We start from the raw sequence: 17,926 nt of genomic DNA on the forward strand, positions 1-17,926 counted from the left end.
ATAATAGATTAAATATGCATTTTAATGAAAACATCGATAAAATTTGGCTTATGACTACCGATACCGTTTGTGGTATAGGTGCGTTTGTAAAAGATGACTTAGAACAAACACTTAATCGTTTAAAAGGGCGCGCTCAAGACCAAAAAATTATCATTCTTGTTGGTTCAATTGCCCAAGCAGAAACCTTTGCTGTTTGAAATAAAAAAGCAACAAATTGAGCAAAAAAACACTGACCTGGCGCACGATCGATTATTGTTAACGGGGTCGGTTTTCGTATGCCAGATTGTCCTAAACTCTGTGAGTTTTTTCTAGCAAATGGGGCCATGCATGTTACGAGCGCTAACAAAACCAAAGAGTTGCCGTTAAGTTTTGAAGCAGCAAAAAAAAAATTCCCTCAAGTAAAAAAATATCTTAATTATTGCACCCCAAATGGTAAACCAAGTTCAATTTTCGTCTTGGAAACAAAGACATATTTGCGTAATTAAGCAAGAAAACATAAAAACAGTGTGATTTTTTGGTAAAAAAGTATATACTATTATAAGCACGGTCGCGTAGCTCAGATGGACAGAGCACGAGCCTTCTAAGCTTGTGGTCACAGGTTCGAATCCTGTCGTGATCGCCATTTTTTTATGCCTTTTTTGGCATAAAAACACTTAAATTTACTGATTAACTCATTAGAAATATCGCTTAATATAATTATCAAGTAAGAGTATATTGTGTTAAAATAAATGTTATGAGCCAATTAGATTATTATTACATTTTACAGGTTGATAAGACAGCAACGACTGCTGAAATAAAAAGTGCCTATCGAAAACTTGCTAATCTATATCATCCAGATAAATCAAGCGACGCCAATTCAGAAGAAAAAATGCGTGAGTTAAATGAGGCTTACAGCGTTTTAAGTGACGAGTCTCGTCGTGAAGAATATGATAATTCACTAAAAAACAAAGCAAAATTTGCAACCCAACAAAAACAACAATTTGAACAAGGGTTTGAATACACAAACACCGCTAAAGTTAAACCTCAATACGTTGATCCTGGTCGGGTTGGTGAAGATATTTATGCAAGTATGAATGTAAGTTTTGCTGAATCGTTAAGTGGAGTTGTTATTCAAAAGAAATTAACTCGTCAAGAAGGATGTAAATACTGTGAAATGTCTGGCTATGATTTGAGTTATAAAACACAATGTGATTTGTGTAAAGGACAAGGAAAATTAGTTCAACAACTGGGTGGTAAATTCTCATCTATTGTCTGCGCCCAATGTTATGGAAATGGTTATATTTTAAGCAAGAAGTGTCAAGCATGTAATGGCCGTCAATATACTGAAATTAGTTCGTTAGTTAATATTCGGATTCCAAGTGGAATTCATAATAAAGGTAAATTAAAACTTAAGGGTCTAGGTAAGTTTGGCCGTAAGGGTAATGGTGATTATATTATTGTCGTTACTGTTGAAGAACACAAATATTTCAAAAGATATGATAGCAATGATTTATTATTAACAATGCCAGTTTCAATTAACTCAATTTTAAATGAAGAAAAAGTTGTTGTTCCAACACCAACGGGAACAATCACAATTCAACTTAAAGAAACATATACAACTGATACCGTTGTTGTCTTTAAAAAACAAGGTGTTAATATCAATGGTGAAGTCGGTAATTTGCGGGTAAGATTAAAGGTTGTTGTTCCTGAATATGATAAGTTGCTTAAACAAGAGTTAAAACGTTTACTTTCAGTAGCTTATGATCCAACAAACAAAAACTTTGTTAAAGAAGTAAAAGAAGCAAAATAGAGGCAAAATGCCTCTATTTTTTTATTTTATAAAAAAATCAAGGCTTAGCCTTGATTAATTCCAAGTTCAATTAATGTTTTTACCATTACACCAACAGGTTCTTCAGCAGATTTTGCGGTACCAGCAATATCAAGGTGAATGTGTGGTAATTTTTCGTTAAATTCGTTTAAGAACATAAAGGCTGAAATACTACCGCCCATCCCTGTAGTTGAAGAGTTTTTTAAATCGGCAACTTTTGATGTTTTAATGTCCTTAGCAAAGTCTTCATGATATGGCATTTGTCAAATGAGTTCGTTAGCATCTTTGGCTGCTTTTTTGAATTCGATTGCAAATTTTGATTCGGTTGCTCACATCCCGGTAAAAGTTTGTCCAAGAGCAACTTTAATTGCACCAGTTAAGGTTGCAATATCAAGAATTTTTGTCGCCTTTAGTTCACGAATGGCGTAGGTTATACCATCTGCTAAAACAAGACGGCCCTCAGCATCAGTGTTGTTGATTTCAACTGTTTTACCGTTCATTGATTTTCAAACCGCATCTGGCAAGTTAGCATCACCATCAATTCTATTATCAGTAATAACCATTACACATGAAATGTTTTTCTTGGTATTTAGTTTGGCAATCCCTAGCATTGCGCTTGCCACGATCACTGAACCAGACATATCATATTTCATTCCTAGAATATAACCGCCAGTTTTAAGGTTATAACCACCAGAGTCGAAAGTGATTCCTTTACCAACATAAACAGTTTTGTCGCTATTATTTTTATCACCAGTGTATTCCAAAATTACGACACGTGGTTCGTATTTACTGCCCCGGTTAACAGCAAGTAGTAAATTCATTCCTAGTTTTGTAATTTCTTCTTTTCCTAAGACTTTAACACTTAGATTAGGGTTTTTAATTTCTTTAGCTTTGTTTTCAATGTAGCTAGCAAGAAATTCTGAATTACAAATATTTGGTGGCATGATTTGTAAATCACGCGCCATATTTACTTGTTCAGCAACGATTAGTGTTTTGTTAATTAAATCACTAAATTTATTGGTATCTTCTTCAGATAGCAGTAATTCAACTGTAAATTCCTTGTTTTTTACTGTTGTTTTTTCGTTTCATAAAATGTGTTTTTCAAAGATGTAAGTATCAAGAAAAGTCTTGATAATTTCATGAATTTTAAGGTTTTCAAAGATAAAGCTTTTAGCATCAATTACACATGAGCGTTTATTGGCAACTAATTTTGTTACTAACTCCTTAAAATCTTTAGCACTATATTTTTTTGCATTTTCAATGTATACGTAAGATACATTTTCACTAAGAAAATCATTTAAATAGTTATTTTCTTTTACGATCTTATTTTGTTTAGCATCTTTAGTTATAGTTCGTAAAACTAAGTTATTGTTTTCAACTGATTTTTTAATGTACATAATTTCTCCTTTAATCTATTATTTTGCGTTTTGCATTGAACGCATCACTTGTTTAATTTGTGCTTCACTAGCTTTGCGACCCATTTGCATAAACATAACACGAATCATTTTTTCGGTAATTGGTGGATTTTCACGAATTTGTTTTTCAAACATTCTTTTAGCAATGAAAAACCCGGCAAACCCACCACCTAAAAAGAACAAAATAGGTAAGACAACTAGTAGTGCAATTCCTCATCCTGGCATTATTTTCCCTCCTTAACTAATGCATCAATTAATGCGATATGTTTAGCAAACGCATCAATCTGTTGTTGTGGTATTTGTGTTTTGATTGTTTCTACTTCTTTGTTGTATTGAAGTGCGATATATTCTCAAACCAAATCAATTGTTTTTTGACTTGCTTTGATTTTAAGTTGGTTGTTTAGAAGCGATTCTAATGTGTTAATTGTCACACTTTCAGTAGCATTCTTTGTCATTGCTTCTTCAAAATCTTGACTTGTTGTATTGGTTGCTTTGTAATAATCTTCTAAGGTTTGACCTTGTTGATCCAATTGAGCAAGTGCTTTTTGTTTGATGTTTTCTTTAACAAAGTTAACTAATTGATCGCTCATTTTAATTTTATTTTTTTCTTGTAATTCGAGTAAACATTGTTCAAAAAATTGATTTTTTGTTCGCATTTCGAGTGATAACTCGTGTTTTCTTGATAATTTATCTTGTAATTCCTTAACGGTGTTAGTGCCCATTTCTAAACTTTTAACAAATTCATCATCGAGTTTTGGTTGTTCTTTGGTTGCAACTTTTTTCACATTAATGTTAAACACTGTTTTTTTACCAGCTAATTCTTTAGCGTGATAATTATCTGGGAATGTGACATCAAGATCAACATTATCTCCCTTTTTAAGACCAACAAGTTGGCTTTCAAGCGATGCGATAAATTGTTTACTTCCTAGTTGTAATTCATAGTCGTTAGCGCTGCCGTTTTCAAATGGTTTGCCATCAATTTTGCCAACAAAGTCAAATGTCATAAAGTCGCCGTTTTTCGCTTTTCTTTTAACTTCTTTTTCTTTTGTGTGACTTGCTAACAGTTGTTTTAATTCTTGTTCGGCATTAAGACGAACAAACAACGGATTAATTTTTTCAAGCGTTGTTTCGTGTTTAAGTTTTAGCTTAGTATCTTGATCGTAGTAAACAAAACTTAATTCAATTTCTAGTTCGCTTTCGCTAATTTTTGGTGTTTTGAAAATATCTGATTCAATTAAAATAATTTTATTTTTCTTTTCATAGTTTTTAATAATTGCCTCAGCATTTTCCTGTAGGTAGATTTGAACTGCGGGATTTCAAACTTCTTTTTTTACATCTTTAACTTCGTGGTTTAACGATTTTAAAAAAGACTCTACATTTTTAATTGTTTCGCTTCATTTTCCTTCATCAGCAACAATTTTTATTGTCGCTGTTTGGTTCTTCTTGTCAATATTAATCATAATTCTCCTTTTCTAAAAAATCAAATATTGTTTCCGGTTCCTTATCAAAGTAAAGTATATCAATGATTGAACTAATAAATGGGACATTTATTTTTTCGTTTTTAATAATGTTATCAATAAATTTTGCATTCACATAACCTTCGATGGTTGCCTTGTTAGTGGCAAGCGCTTGTTTGACACCTAGTTTTGCAACGTTGTAGCCAAACTGTGTGTTTCTACTTTTGAAGGAACTACAGGTTAGAAAGGCGTCACCAATTGCCGCTAAATCATAACCAATCGCATCAGATTCAAGTGGATAAAGTGTTTTGTAAATTAAATACATTTCTTTAAACCCGATTGCAAATAAGGCTGAAATTGGATTCATTGATGAAGAATAATAAAATTTAGCAATTCCAATTCCGATCGCAAGAACATTTTTCATTGCCGAAAACATTTCTAAACCATGTTCTTTTGTGCTTGGGATTAAAATAAATTTATCGGTTTGAAAAATATTTTTTAATTCTTTTAAGTAGTCGTAATTATTACCAACAACGTTAATTGCAGTTAGTTGTTCATCGTATACTTCATGAGCATATGAGGGGCCAATAATTGTAGCAAGCATATTAAGGTTTTTTGAAAAGTTTTTACGAATTAAAACTGAGTAAAAACTAGTACTTTTTCCATCCAAACCTTTAGCTACATTAACGATATTTATTTTTTTATTTTTTAATACATCGGCAAGTTGTGATAAAACATTAATGATCTGCTGACTAGGAATTGCTAAGACAACTAATTTTGTGTCTTTTAGTGCTGTTTCTAAATTATTGGTCGCATTAATATTTTTATATTTGAATGGCTCTGAAAAATATTCAGGGTTTTTGCCTGAATTAATGTTTTTTATTTCTTCTTCGTCAATTCCATACATTGTTATTTGGTGTTTGTTTTTAGCAAGCACCGTTGCTAGCGCTGTAGCCCATGCGCCAGTTCCACAAATTGTTATTTTCATTTAATCTCCATTTTTAAGCTTATACCTTTTGTTTTTTGAATATTTTAGATACAATATTAATTATTATAAATAATTATTATAATAACAATTAATTATTTTAGTGAAACAATTTATTTAGAAGGTTTCAATTCCACAAAGGCAAAAGGTAGAATAATGTATATTAGTTACGATGAATTTATAAAGAAAATAAAATCCAAAATTAAAGAAGATGAGGAATTTTATTCGAAGCTTTTAAAGAATATAATAAATAATCCTAAAAGATATGTCGGGATTTTTAGATTATCTAATGCAAAAACAAAACTTTTACAAAACATTACACAAAGTATTGAGATTAAATTCGGAGATTTACTAGAAGACATTACGAGAGATTATATAAAACATTTAGGGTATAAAAACCTTGATAAAAGACTCGAGGCAAAAAACAGCGACGGGAGACGCGAAATTTTAAATATCGATCAATATTTTACAGACGGTCAAACTGTTTACATGGTTGAAATGAAAGTCAGAGATGATCATGACAGTTCAAAAAAACGAGGTCAGTTAGATAATTTTAAACGCAAACTCGAAGCAATTCAAAGACAAAATAAATGTCGAAACATCGTGGCCTCAATGTGATTTGTAGATGGTGGAATGGTAAAAAATAAAAAATTTTATGTTGATGAATTAGATAAAGTGATTATTCCAAATACAGAATTGCACTTGTTTTATGGTAGCGAGTTTTTTAATTCGTTAAAAAATGGTAACGAAGCTTGGAAGGAATTAATATTTCTATTAGAAAATTATCATAAATTAAATAAAAATGAAAATGTAGAAATTCCTAATTTCGGGAATAGCAACGAAGTTCTTAATGCTCTTATTAAATTACCAAATAAAGAATGAAAAAAGTTGCTTTCTAATGAAGATGATTATATTCAAATACGAGAAGAATTATTTTCATCGGGTGATAATTTAGAAAAAGCAAAAGAATCGCGAGAATATGAAAAAGGACTTGAAAGATAAACAAATTATTTATTTAGTTATGTTTTTTATAAAATTATTATGTAAAACAGGAGGAAAAGAAGGAAAAATGGAATTCAAAAATAGTATTTTAAATGGTGAATGTATAGAAGAAATGAAAAAGTTACCGCCAAAAACTTTTGATTTTTGTTTTGCTGATCCTCCCTATTTTATGCAAATTGAAGAAGGTAAAAAATTATTTAGAGTTGAAGGAACAGAATTTGATGGTTGTGATGATGAATGAGATAAATTTCCTTCAATGGCCGCATACAAGGAATTTACAAGAAATTGATTAATAGAAGTTAAAAGATTACTTAAAGACAACGGAACAATTTGCGTAATATCGGGTATGCAATCGGTTTACGAAATAGGAAATATTTTGCGTGAACTCGGTTTTTGAATTATTAATGACATTATTTGAGAAAAAAGTAATCCAACACCAAATTTTTCAGGAAGTCGCTTGAACAATTCGCACGAGACAATACTTTGAGCCTCAAAATCAAAGAAAAGCAAATTTATTTTTAATTACAAAACCGGTAAACATTTAAATAGCGGTAAACAGATGGGTTCAATTTGAAAATTTCCAGTATGTAATGGTAATGAAAGACTAAAAGATGAAAACAACAAGAAACTACATAACACTCAAAAACCAGAAGCATTATTGCATCGAATAATTACATTATTTACTAATAAGAACGCCTTAATTTTAGATCCATTTGGCGGTACTATGACTACCGCTGCAGTCGCTAAAATGACAGGTAGATCGTTTACAATGATTGAAAGAGATGAAAAATATATTAAATTTGGACAAAAGCGAATTGATAATATTACACCGGTAATTGGTGCAGTTGAATCAGCGGAATTTGATATAAAACCTTCTAAAGCACCATTTAATAAAATGGTTGCTGCAGGCTTTTTTGTTGTTGGTGAAAAGTTTATACACAAAAACGGTAAAGTTGCATATTTAAATGATGAAAACGGGTCATTAAAATATAATGAAATAATTGATTCTATGCATGAAATTGCGGGATTAATGATGAATTCCCCTCGACGTAAAAATGCATTTAGTTATTTCTTTGTTGAGCGCAATAATAAATTAATTTCTATTGATGAAATTAGAAATGAGTATCGTTTACGATTACAAAACGACATATAAAACATTGCAATTATTATTTGCTAAACACTTACATTTGTTAGCGAAATTGTAGTGCTATTTTTTAATTATTCAATTGCTTTTTAACTTCTTATTATTTATTTAAAAAAATATCAAAAATATATTATTTTCAACAATATTTCAGTATTTTTTATTGAAAACAAGTTAAAAATGTATTCTAAAATTTATAGTTATGCATACATTATACTTTAATGTAGTTTTCAATATTTTAGTATCAAAGTGTTTTAAAATTAAAAGGCGATAAAATATTTGCATTATAATATAACAAATACTTACATATTTATTCTAGGAGTTGAGGAAGTTATGAATTATTTATTGATTGGTGGAGCCGGTTACATTGGTTCTCATATTAAAGAAGAATTACTAAAAGATAAAAAAAATAACATAATTATTTTCGATAATTTTTCAACGGGTTTTAAAGAATTTACAACAGGCGCTAAAGTTGTTCAAGGCGATTTTGTAAATTATGAAGAATTAAAATCTGTTTTTGTTAAAAATAAAATAGATGTCGTTATTTTACTTGCCGCTAAAATTGCAGTCGGCGAATCCGTTTTAAAACCTATCGAATATTACGATAACAATGTAAAAGGTGCGATTAATACTCTTAAATGTATCAAAGAATTTAATGTACCAAAGTTAATCTTTTCTTCAACTGCTGCAACATATGGTTTGGGAGAAAATAAACCATTAAAAGAAGATGATCCCAAATCGCCAATTAATCCATATGGTGCAGGAAAATTAATGGTTGAAAGAATGATTCAAGACCTTGCTAATGTTGCTGAATTTAAGTATGTAATTTTACGTTATTTCAATGTAGCTGGTGCTAGCGAAAGTGATAAAATTGGTTATTTAACTAAGGATCAAACAAAAGTCTCGCACATTGTACCGGTAATTAGTTCTAGTTATTTTAATATAACTCCGGAATTAAAAGTTTTTGGTGATGATTATAAAACTAAAGATGGTACATGTGTTCGCGATTATGTGCATGTTGTTGATCTAGCAAGAGCGCATATTGAATCTGTTAAATATTTAGATAAAAATAATTCCAACATTTTTAATGTAGGTTCTAAAAACGGATATTCTGTGTTAGAAATAATTAAATCATTCGAAAAAGTAAATGGAATTAAACTCAAATATAAAATCGGCCCTCGAAGAGCGGGAGATCCTGATTTTCTTGTAGCTGATTCAACAAAAATAAGAAAATTAATGAACTTCAGCAATATTTATTCTTTAGATGATATAGTAGCCAGTGAATTTAGATGAAGAAAAAATGTTGTAAAGAAAAATATGAAAAATTAAGGGAAAGATGAATGAACCATTAGTAACAATTTTAATGCCTGTTTACAATGCAAGCGAATATATTGATTACACTATTGAGTCTGTTTTAAAGCAAACAGACCCAAATTTTAAGGTTTTAATTATTGATGATTGTAGTAGTGATAATACATATGAACATGTAAAGGAAAAAGTAAAAAATGACCCTCGTTTTGTAGTTGAAAAATTAGAACAAAATATCGGGTTAGGAGCAATGCGAGATTTGCTTATTAGCAAGTGCAATACAAAGTACTTTTTCTTTCTTGATGATGACGATTTTCTTTACAAAAATGCAATGAAAAAAATGATTAAAACTGCGAAGAAAACAGATGCAGATTTGGTTACTTCTAAAACTAAGTATCGTTTTGGTTCACCACAATGAGGTATTACCATTTATCCGCCATTTTATAAGTATCATAGAGTTTTGCATGCAAGAGATTTTATGATTAATAACATTGTATATTTTTGAGGACATTTTATTAAAAAATCTTATTATGATTCGTTAAACTTAACGATAGGAAGCGCACTTTATGAGGATATTGGTCCTGTTACTGAGTTGTTTTTAAAGGCAAAGTCATTTGCCCATGCTAATGTTAATGGAATTAGATATTTACGTCGTAAACAATCGCTCTCATCGTTTGAACACAACAACCTTAATATGAAATTAAAACATCTTATTTTAGGTTATGCAAGATCATTTGATTATATCAATAAAAGTAACGCAACTAATTTGGAAAAACAACAAATGATTGATTCTAAAATGTATAGTTTCTTAGCAATTTTGGTTCTTTTTTATAAAAAGCTAAAAGGTGTTCATAAAAAACAAATTGTTAGCTATGTAAAAGAAAAGGTAAAACCACTTGCTAAAAAAGTTAATTTTAAGCCCAAGTTTTCAATGGCTAGTTGAAAGATTTTTGTTAACAGTCATTCTAAGATAGTAAAACCACTAAAAGAGTAAAAAAACATTTTTAACCGGATTTTTTGTTAAAAAACCAATTTTTTATAAAAAGAAGGATAAGTATGGATAACCCAATTGTAACTATATTAATGCCAGTTTATAACGCTATGTCATCCATTGATAAAACGATTGATGCTATTTTAAAACAGACTAATCCTAATTTTAAAGTGTTAATTATTGACGATTGTAGTACGGATGGAACATACACTTATTTAAAAGAAAAAATTAAAAACGATAAGCGATTCACGATTTTGAAATCGCCACAAAACATAGGTATAGGGGCAATGCGTGATTTGCTTATTAGTAAGTGTGATACAAAGTACTTTTTCTTTTTAGATGATGACGATTTTATTTACAAAAATGCGATGAAAAAAATGATTAAAGTTGCTGAAAAAACTGATGCTGATATGATTACATCAAAGTACAAAATTAAATTTGTATGAAAGAAGCTTTTTATAGTTATTATGCCGCCTTTTTACAAATGGTGTGGTATTAAAGGAGCAAGCGATTTTCTTCTACATAATATGACTTTTTTCTGAGGTTATTTTGTAAAAAAAGAGTATTATGATAGTTTAAATTTAATAATAGGCGCAACGTTTTATGAAGATGTTTTCCCACCTGTTAAAATGTTTTTAAATGCAAGAAGTTACGCTCATGCAAATGTTTATTCAATTAGATATTTACGAAGAAAAAACTCGCTTTCAAGTTATAATCCATCGTGATTAGAAGAGCGTTTACAAGGTGCATATGAGGGTTACAAAAAAGCGTGTGAATTTATTTATCATAGTGATGAAAAACCAAAGTATAAAGCAGCATTAATTTCGCATAAAATGTACCAATATTTTGGTGTTTTATTTATGTTTTATGATCGATTAGATGCAAAAGATAAATTAAAGATTATTGAACATGCTAGAAACTACTTTAAACCACTTGGTGAGAGCGTGGGTTGACGGCCTAAGTTTAGTTTAGCACCTTGAAAAATGTATATGAATTGCTATAAAAAGATTGTTAATGTTTTTAAAGAGCGAGCCTAGCTCGTTTTATTTTGCATAAAAGTGGAAACAATTACACATTGAATATATTTTATGCTTGGAATGTGATATCATTATCATATATTATAAAGGCATAGACTTAATATATATTATTAAGAATATGGAAGAAAGAAAGTAGGAGTGATGAAAAAATTTAGATATTTAAGCAAGCCAATCGTGATGTCTAAACCTGACGAAATGATTCGCTTTTTAGATCTTGATGGTAATTTGATTAACAAAAAAGAACCAATCGAATTAACCAAAGCCCAAATTCTTGAAGGTTATAAATTCATGGTGCTATCGCGTCAACAAGATACATACATGTTACAACTTCAAAGACAAGGCAGAATGCTTACTTTTCCACCTAACCTAGGAGAAGAAGCGTTACAAATTGCCACAAGTTTAGCAATGGAAAAACAAGACTGACTTGTACCAGCATTCCGTTCAAATGCTGCTATGCTACATTTGGGAGTGCCAATGGTTAACCAAATGATGTACTGAAACGGGAATGAAAACGGTTCATTTATGCCTGAAGGCGTTAATGTTTTACCAGTTAATATTCCAATTGCAACCCAATGTTCGCACGCGGCGGGAATTGCATATGCATCAAAAGAGCTAGGCACAAAAGCAGTTGCTGTTTCATTTATCGGTAACGGGGGAACAACCGAAGGTGAATTTTTTGAAGCGATGAATATGGCCGCAGTACAAAAATGACCTGCAGTTTTCTGCGTAAACAATAACCAGTGAGCAATTTCAACACCAAACCATTTTGAAACGGTTTCTTTAACCATTGCTGCTAAAGCACATGCGGTGGGAATTAATGGTTTAAGAGTTGATGGCAACGACTTACTTGCCAGTTACTCGGTTATCAAAGATGCAGTTGAATTTGCCCGTGAAAAAAATGAACCAGTTTTAGTGGAATTTGTTACTTGAAGACAAGGTTCGCACACTACAAGTGATAACCCACGGATCTACCGAACCGAAGAAGAAGAAAAAGAGCATGAAAAATGAGAACCAATGCACCGGATTGAAAAATATATGCTGGACAATAAAATTATTACCAAGGATCAAATCAAGAAAATTTGAAACGATGCTATGGAAACTGCTAAAGCAGCTTATCAAGAATCGCTTACCAAAGTGAATACAAAAATCGAAGAAATTTTTGATTACACATACGAAAAACTTGATGATGATTTATTAGAACAAAGAACAAAAGCTATTGAGTACTGATCAAAAGCGAAAGGAGCGAAATAATGGCTAATATTACCTTAAATAATATCGGCGCAATCACCCACGCGCTTGAGCTAGCAATGAAGAAAGACAAACGTGTTGTTTCTTATGGTCAAGATGCCGGGTTTGAAGGTGGAGTGTTTCGTGCTACTGAAGGTTTACAAGCTAAATTTGGTGTAACACGTAGCTGGGATGCCCCAATTTCTGAAGCATCAATTGCTGGGGTAGCGGTTGGTGCGGCAGTTGCCGGACTTCGTCCTGTTGCTGAAATCCAATTTAGCGGCTTCTCGTATCCAGCAATGCAACAAATTTTTACTCATGCGGCAAGAATGAGAAACCGTTCACGTGGTCGTTTCCACTGTCCACTTGTGATGCGGATTCCAATGTCGGGAGGGATTAGAGCGCTCGAACATCACTCAGAAGCGCTCGAAGCAATTTATGCACATGTGCCTGGTGTTAAAGTGGTATTACCAGCCTTTCCATATGACACAAAAGGACTTTTATTAGCAGCAATTGAAGATAATGATCCAGTTATTTTCTTTGAACCTAAGAAAATTTACCGTTCAGGAAAACAAGAAATTCCAGAAGAATACTATACAGTTGAAATCGGTAAAGCAAATGTTCTTGCACAAGGTGATTCAATTACCCTTGTAACTTATGGTGTACAAGTTCACGATTCAATTCAAGCAATTCAACAATTAAAGGCAACAAACCCTGAAATTAGTGTTGAATTAATTGATTTAAGAACAATTAAACCACTTGATTATAAAACTGTGATTGAATCAGTTAAGAAAACTGGTCGTTTACTTGTTGTTCATGAAGCGGTTAAGTCATTTTCAGTTTCTGCGGAAATTATGGCCCAAGTAAATGAAAAAGCATTTGAATATTTAAAAGCACCACTTGCTCGTTTGACGGGTTATGATGTTACCGTGCCGCTTGCTAAGGGCGAAGGGTTCCACGCTATTAATGCTGACAAAATTGTAGCCAAAATTAAAGAAGTTGTTGGGTTTCAATTTTAATTAGAAAGGAAGTAGAGATGCAAATAAAATCAACGCCATTAGCTCGGGCAATGGCTAAAAAACTTAATATTAATATTGTAGACGTTAAAGGTTCTGGAATAGGTGGCAGAATTCTAGTTGAAGATGTTAAAAACTTCAATCCTGCCGCTAGTGCTCCTGCAAGTGCACCAAGTGCAAAACCAGCCGTTTCTGCGCCACAAGTAACCTTTAATTCTAACCCATTACAATCACGTCAAGAACCAATTACCCCAATTCGTAAAGCAATCGCTAAAGCGATGACTAATTCATGAAATAATGTGGCTTATGTTAACCTAATTCACCGTGTTAACATGACAAAGTTATGAGATTTGCGCGCAAGTATTAAGGATACAGTTCTTAAGACAACCGGTGTTAAACTAACTTTCTTACCTTATATCGCTAAAGCGGTTGCAATTGCTCTTAAAGAATTCCCTATTTTTACTGCTAAATATAACGAAGCAGCTGGCACAATTGATTATCCAGATACTGTTAATTTAGGAATTGCCGTTGATACACCTGCAGGTTTAATGGTGCCAGTTGTTAAACACGCGCATACTCTTGGTGTTTTAGAATTAGCAAACCAAATTTCAACTTTAGCAAAAGCTGCACGTGAAAGAACTATCAAATCTGCTGATATGCAAGGTGCTGGATTTAGTATTACCAACTATGGTAGCGTTGGATCATTGTATGGTGTACCAGTTATTAACTGACCAGAATTAGGTATTCTTGGTATTGGTGCAATTGTTGATGAAGCATTTGTTAAAAATGGTGCGGTTGTTGCTGGAAAAGCAATGTACTTAACTGTTGCTGCTGATCATCGCTGAATCGATGGAGCAACAATTGGCCGTTTTGCTTCAAGAATTGCTGAATTACTTGAAAATCCCGAAATTTTAGGAGTGTACTAAGATGTATAAATTTAAATTTGCTGACATTGGTGAAGGACTACATGAGGGTGTAGTTGGCGACATTTATGTTAAAGAAGGCCAAAAAGTAAATGAGGGCGATTCTTTATTTAGTGTGGAAACTGATAAAGTAACAAGTGATATTCCTAGTCCTGTGACAGGAACTGTGAAACAAATTTTAATGAAAAAAGGTGACACTATTCATGTTGGCCAAGAAATTTTCTTAATTGATGATGGTAGCAAAGGCAATGAGAGTGCAGCGCCACAAGCACAACCAAGTGTTTCAAGTACAGGTGGTGGCAGTTCATTCTATGAATTTAAATTTGCCGACATTGGTGAAGGACTACATGAGGGTGTAGTTGCTGAAATTTATAAAAAAGAAAACGATAAAGTAAATGAGGGCGATTCTTTATTTAGTGTAGAAACCGATAAAGTAACAAGCGATATTCCTAGTCCGGTTAGCGGAACCATTAAAAAGGTATTAATGAATAAGGGTGACACCATTCATGTTGGCCAAGTTATTTATCATATTGATGATGGAAAAAAACATGAAAATGCTGCTGTTACCAAGTCACAAACTGCTGGCGAATCAGGTGGTGCAAGTGTTGTTGGCGAAGTTAAAGTTTCTGATGAGTTATTTGATTTAAGCGTACTTTCAGCACCTGCTAAAAAATTTGTACAAAGTGCACCAGTAGCAAACGAAGTAAACCCCCAAGAAACCGATAGTTATGTCGGTGAACCAGGTAAAGCTTATACCGGTGCTGTTGAAAAAGAATACGATGTAATTGTTGTAGGTTCTGGTCCTGGTGGTTATTTAGCTGCTGAAGAATCAGGTAAACAAGGACTTAAAACCTTAATTATTGAGAAAGAACACTGAGGTGGTGTTTGTCTTAATGTTGGTTGCATTCCAACCAAAGAATTACTTAAATCAAGTGAAGTAATTGATTATATTAATCATGCTCCTGAGTATGGTATTGCCGGTAACTTTAAAGATTTAAAAATAGATGCTGATAAGACTTGAAAAGGAATGCACAGCAAGAAAAAAGCTGTTGTTGATAAAATTTCTGCTTCGGTTAAAAATCTGATGAAAATGTCAAAATGTGACATTATTGAAGGCGAAGCAACATTTGTAGGTTCGCACGAAGTTAAAGTAAATGGTAAGGTTTATCGTGCTAAAAACCTCATTATTGCAACTGGTAGTGTTAACCGCCTTCTTAATCTTAAAGGTTTTGACAAAGGTTACAAAACAGGTAAAATTATTACTTCAAGACAAGCGATTAATTATGACAAGAAATTACCTAAATCATTAACTATTATTGGTGGTGGTGTAATCGGGGTTGAATTTGCGCAAGTTTACGCAACCGCTGGAACAAAAGTCACAATTTTACAAAACGCAGATCGTCTTTTACCAACCCTTGATGCAGAAATTGTTAAAGTTTTAGAACAATCATTAATTGAACGTAAAGTTAAAATTCTTTACAATGTCGATACTAAAGAATTCAATGAAAAAACTTCGGAATTAATTTACGAAATTGATGGTAAAAAGCAAAAGATTAAATCTGATGTTATTCTTACATCAATTGGTCGTGTTCCAGTTTCTCTTGGTTTAGCAGAAGCCGGTTTCAAACTTGGCTCGCGTGGTGAATTAATTGTTGATGAACACCAAAAAACAAATGTAGCAGGAGTATATGGGATTGGTGATGTAACTAATCAAAATATGCTTGCCCACGTTGCTTATAAACATGCGCTTGTTGCGGTTGATAACATCTTGGGTAGAAAAAATGTAAAAACCTCACTCAAAGCAACACCAGGATGCATTTATACACACCCTGAAATTGCAACAGTTGGTTTAACAGAGCAAGAAGCTAAAAAACAAGGTTACAAAGCCTTCAGTAGTAAATATGCTTTTGAATATTTAGGAAAAGGTCTTGCGGCCCACGCAACACAAGGATTTATTAAACTTGTTGTCGATGAAGAATTTGGAGAAGTGCTAGGTTGCCATATTATTGGTGCTCATGCAACCGATTTTATTTCAGAGATTGCATTAGCAATTGAACTTGAAGCGACTGTGTTTGAGTTGACAAATACAATTCACCCACACCCTACTTTCGCTGAAATTATCTGAGAAGCTGCTCGTAGCGCTGCTCTTAAATTACATTTAAAACACAAAAAATAATTAGTTTTTAACCAACAACCCCGCGGTTGTTGGTTTTTTATATGAAACAAAAAAATTAAATTATAAAAAATTTAATAACTTTTTCTAAAAAGTGCTATATGACAAAAACTCAATAAATTGACATTTTTTTTCGGAAAAATACAAGTTTTTTAACATAATTTATCATTTCGGAATATAAAAACGCTGAAAACGTTTGCTTAAATTCTGAAAATTTCTGTTTTTATTTTTCCATATTTTGATAATTTTTTTCAATTATTTGCTTTTTGCGGGTCATAAATTAGTAAAATTAGATTAGAACATTATGTTTTATATGTTCTAGAAATTATGCGTAATATAAAGGAGAAAAATGAGTAAAAAATTTGTTAGAACCGTTTTAGGTGATGTTCCTGCAGATTCAATCGGAATTACCGACTGTCACGACCACCTTATTAAAAACGGTGGTCCAGAAATGGAAGAACACATTGACTTTTTAATGTTAAGTACCGATGCTGCAGTTAAAGAATTAATTGAATATGCAAAGCATAACGGTAAAACAATGGTAACAATGGATCCACCTAATGTTGGACGTGATGTTATCAGAATGCTTGAAATTGCAAACCACAAAGACATCAAAGGTAAAATTAACATCGTGATGTCAACAGGTTTCCACAAAGCTAAATTCTATGACAAATATTGTTCATGATTAGCATGTGTGCCAACTGACGAAATCGTTAAAATGACAGTGGCTGAAATTGAAGAAGGTATGGACGAATACAATTACAATGGTCCAGTTGTTAAACGTTCAAAAGCTAAAGCTGGAATTATTAAAGCAGGTACAGGATACGCTGCAATTGACCGTCTTGAATTAAAAGCGCTTGAAATTGCTGCTCGTACCAGTATTTTAACTGGATGTCCAATTCTAGTTCATACACAATTAGGTACAATGGCACTTGAAGTTGCACAACACCTTATTGGATTTGGTGCTAACCCAGATAAAATTCAACTTTCACACTTAAATAAAAACCCAGACAAGTACTACTACGAAAAAATTATCAAAGAAACCGGAGTAACAATTTGTTTTGATGGTCCAGACCGTGTTAAATACTACCCAGACTCAACACTTGCTGAAAACATTAAGTATTTAGTTGACAAAGGTTTACAAAAACACATTACATTAGCATTAGATGCTGGTAGAATTCTATACCAAAGAAATTATGGTCTTACTAAAGGTAAAGAAACATTTGGTTTTGCTTACCTATTTGAAAGATTTATCCCACTTCTTAAACAAGTCGGTGTTAGCGATGAAGCAATTAAAGACATTCTTGTTAACAACCCTGCGCGGGTACTTGCTTTCGATGAACCTCGTAAATGAGAGCCAAAGAAAGTATCAAAAGAAGTTTTAGAACTTAAAAAAGAATTAAAATTAGACTAAAATCTTGCGTTAGTTCTTATATAAAATATG

Annotated in this window: 16 protein-coding genes and 1 tRNA gene; 13 read left to right on the forward strand and 4 right to left on the reverse strand. The window is 32.2% G+C overall.

The features are described 5' to 3' along the window. Positions 1-50 precede the first annotated feature (50 nt). The 3 genes from NPA09_RS01400 to NPA09_RS01410 all read left to right on the forward strand — a co-directional run bounded on the left by NPA09_RS01400 (position 51) and on the right by NPA09_RS01410 (position 1,789). Complete coding sequence (locus tag NPA09_RS01400; protein WP_256541850.1) at positions 51-485, forward strand: L-threonylcarbamoyladenylate synthase; 435 nt, start codon at positions 51-53, stop codon at positions 483-485. Between the two features lie 60 nt (positions 486-545). After that, a tRNA-Arg gene (locus NPA09_RS01405) sits at positions 546-622 on the forward strand. A gap of 111 nt (positions 623-733) precedes the next feature. Then, positions 734-1,789, forward strand: a complete 1,056-nt coding sequence (locus NPA09_RS01410; RefSeq protein ID WP_129721972.1) for a DnaJ C-terminal domain-containing protein — start codon at positions 734-736, stop codon at positions 1,787-1,789. Positions 1,790-1,833: 44 nt separating this feature from the next. Here the strand turns inward: NPA09_RS01410 and NPA09_RS01415 are convergent, their stop codons facing one another. The 4 genes from NPA09_RS01415 to NPA09_RS01430 are packed head-to-tail and all read right to left on the reverse strand — an operon-like array spanning position 1,834 to position 5,667. Continuing rightward, the gene (locus NPA09_RS01415; protein ID WP_129721969.1) at positions 1,834-3,204 is read right to left on the reverse strand and encodes a M17 family metallopeptidase; all 1,371 of its coding nucleotides are present in this window, start codon (positions 3,202-3,204) and stop codon (positions 1,834-1,836) included. An 18-nt stretch (positions 3,205-3,222) separates the two neighbouring features. Then, on the reverse strand, positions 3,223-3,447 hold the full coding sequence (locus tag NPA09_RS01420) for a YneF family protein (RefSeq protein ID WP_129721966.1): 225 nt from the start codon (positions 3,445-3,447) through the stop codon (positions 3,223-3,225). Further along, the gene (tig, locus tag NPA09_RS01425; RefSeq protein WP_256541851.1) at positions 3,447-4,682 is read right to left on the reverse strand and encodes a trigger factor; all 1,236 of its coding nucleotides are present in this window, start codon (positions 4,680-4,682) and stop codon (positions 3,447-3,449) included. Before tig ends, NPA09_RS01420 begins: the two co-directional genes overlap by 1 nt. Then, positions 4,675-5,667, reverse strand: a complete 993-nt coding sequence (locus NPA09_RS01430) for an NAD(P)H-dependent glycerol-3-phosphate dehydrogenase (protein WP_129721957.1) — start codon at positions 5,665-5,667, stop codon at positions 4,675-4,677. The genes tig and NPA09_RS01430 overlap by 8 nt, the downstream gene beginning before the upstream one ends. Before the next feature lie 153 nt (positions 5,668-5,820). On the opposite strand from NPA09_RS01430, the gene NPA09_RS01435 reads away from it, so the two are divergent. The 10 genes from NPA09_RS01435 (at position 5,821) to NPA09_RS01480 (ending at position 17,896) form a co-directional block, all read left to right on the forward strand. Beyond that, the gene (locus tag NPA09_RS01435) at positions 5,821-6,666 is read left to right on the forward strand and encodes an HpyAIV family type II restriction enzyme (protein WP_129721954.1); all 846 of its coding nucleotides are present in this window, start codon (positions 5,821-5,823) and stop codon (positions 6,664-6,666) included. A 67-nt stretch (positions 6,667-6,733) separates the two neighbouring features. Further along, positions 6,734-7,819 (forward strand): DNA-methyltransferase, encoded by a 1,086-nt coding sequence (locus NPA09_RS01440; protein WP_129721951.1) that lies wholly within the window; start codon positions 6,734-6,736, stop codon positions 7,817-7,819. 321 nt (positions 7,820-8,140) lie between these two features. Continuing rightward, a complete protein-coding gene (gene galE / locus NPA09_RS01445; protein ID WP_129721948.1) occupies positions 8,141-9,136 on the forward strand; it encodes a UDP-glucose 4-epimerase GalE in 996 nt (331 codons plus the stop codon). Between the two features lie 7 nt (positions 9,137-9,143). Then, on the forward strand, positions 9,144-10,109 hold the full coding sequence (locus tag NPA09_RS01450) for a glycosyltransferase family 2 protein (RefSeq protein WP_129721945.1): 966 nt from the start codon (positions 9,144-9,146) through the stop codon (positions 10,107-10,109). 62 nt (positions 10,110-10,171) lie between these two features. Then, the gene (locus NPA09_RS01455; protein ID WP_256541852.1) at positions 10,172-11,143 is read left to right on the forward strand and encodes a glycosyltransferase family 2 protein; all 972 of its coding nucleotides are present in this window, start codon (positions 10,172-10,174) and stop codon (positions 11,141-11,143) included. Between the two features lie 141 nt (positions 11,144-11,284). Next, complete coding sequence (gene pdhA, locus NPA09_RS01460; protein WP_129721936.1) at positions 11,285-12,394, forward strand: pyruvate dehydrogenase (acetyl-transferring) E1 component subunit alpha; 1,110 nt, start codon at positions 11,285-11,287, stop codon at positions 12,392-12,394. After that, on the forward strand, positions 12,394-13,389 hold the full coding sequence (locus tag NPA09_RS01465; RefSeq protein ID WP_129721934.1) for an alpha-ketoacid dehydrogenase subunit beta: 996 nt from the start codon (positions 12,394-12,396) through the stop codon (positions 13,387-13,389). Before pdhA ends, NPA09_RS01465 begins: the two co-directional genes overlap by 1 nt. Before the next feature lie 17 nt (positions 13,390-13,406). Continuing rightward, the gene (locus NPA09_RS01470) at positions 13,407-14,312 is read left to right on the forward strand and encodes a 2-oxo acid dehydrogenase subunit E2 (protein WP_129721932.1); all 906 of its coding nucleotides are present in this window, start codon (positions 13,407-13,409) and stop codon (positions 14,310-14,312) included. 1 nt (position 14,313) lies between these two features. After that, on the forward strand, positions 14,314-16,485 hold the full coding sequence (gene lpdA, locus NPA09_RS01475; RefSeq protein WP_129721929.1) for a dihydrolipoyl dehydrogenase: 2,172 nt from the start codon (positions 14,314-14,316) through the stop codon (positions 16,483-16,485). Between the two features lie 346 nt (positions 16,486-16,831). Continuing rightward, on the forward strand, positions 16,832-17,896 hold the full coding sequence (locus tag NPA09_RS01480) for a phospho-furanose lactonase (RefSeq protein ID WP_129721925.1): 1,065 nt from the start codon (positions 16,832-16,834) through the stop codon (positions 17,894-17,896). The last annotated feature ends 30 nt before the right edge of the window (positions 17,897-17,926 follow it).

The sequence above is a fragment of the Mycoplasmopsis equigenitalium genome (assembly GCF_024498255.1).
Taxonomy (GTDB): Bacteria; Bacillota_I; Bacilli_A; order Mycoplasmatales; family Metamycoplasmataceae; genus Mycoplasma_H; species Mycoplasma_H equigenitalium.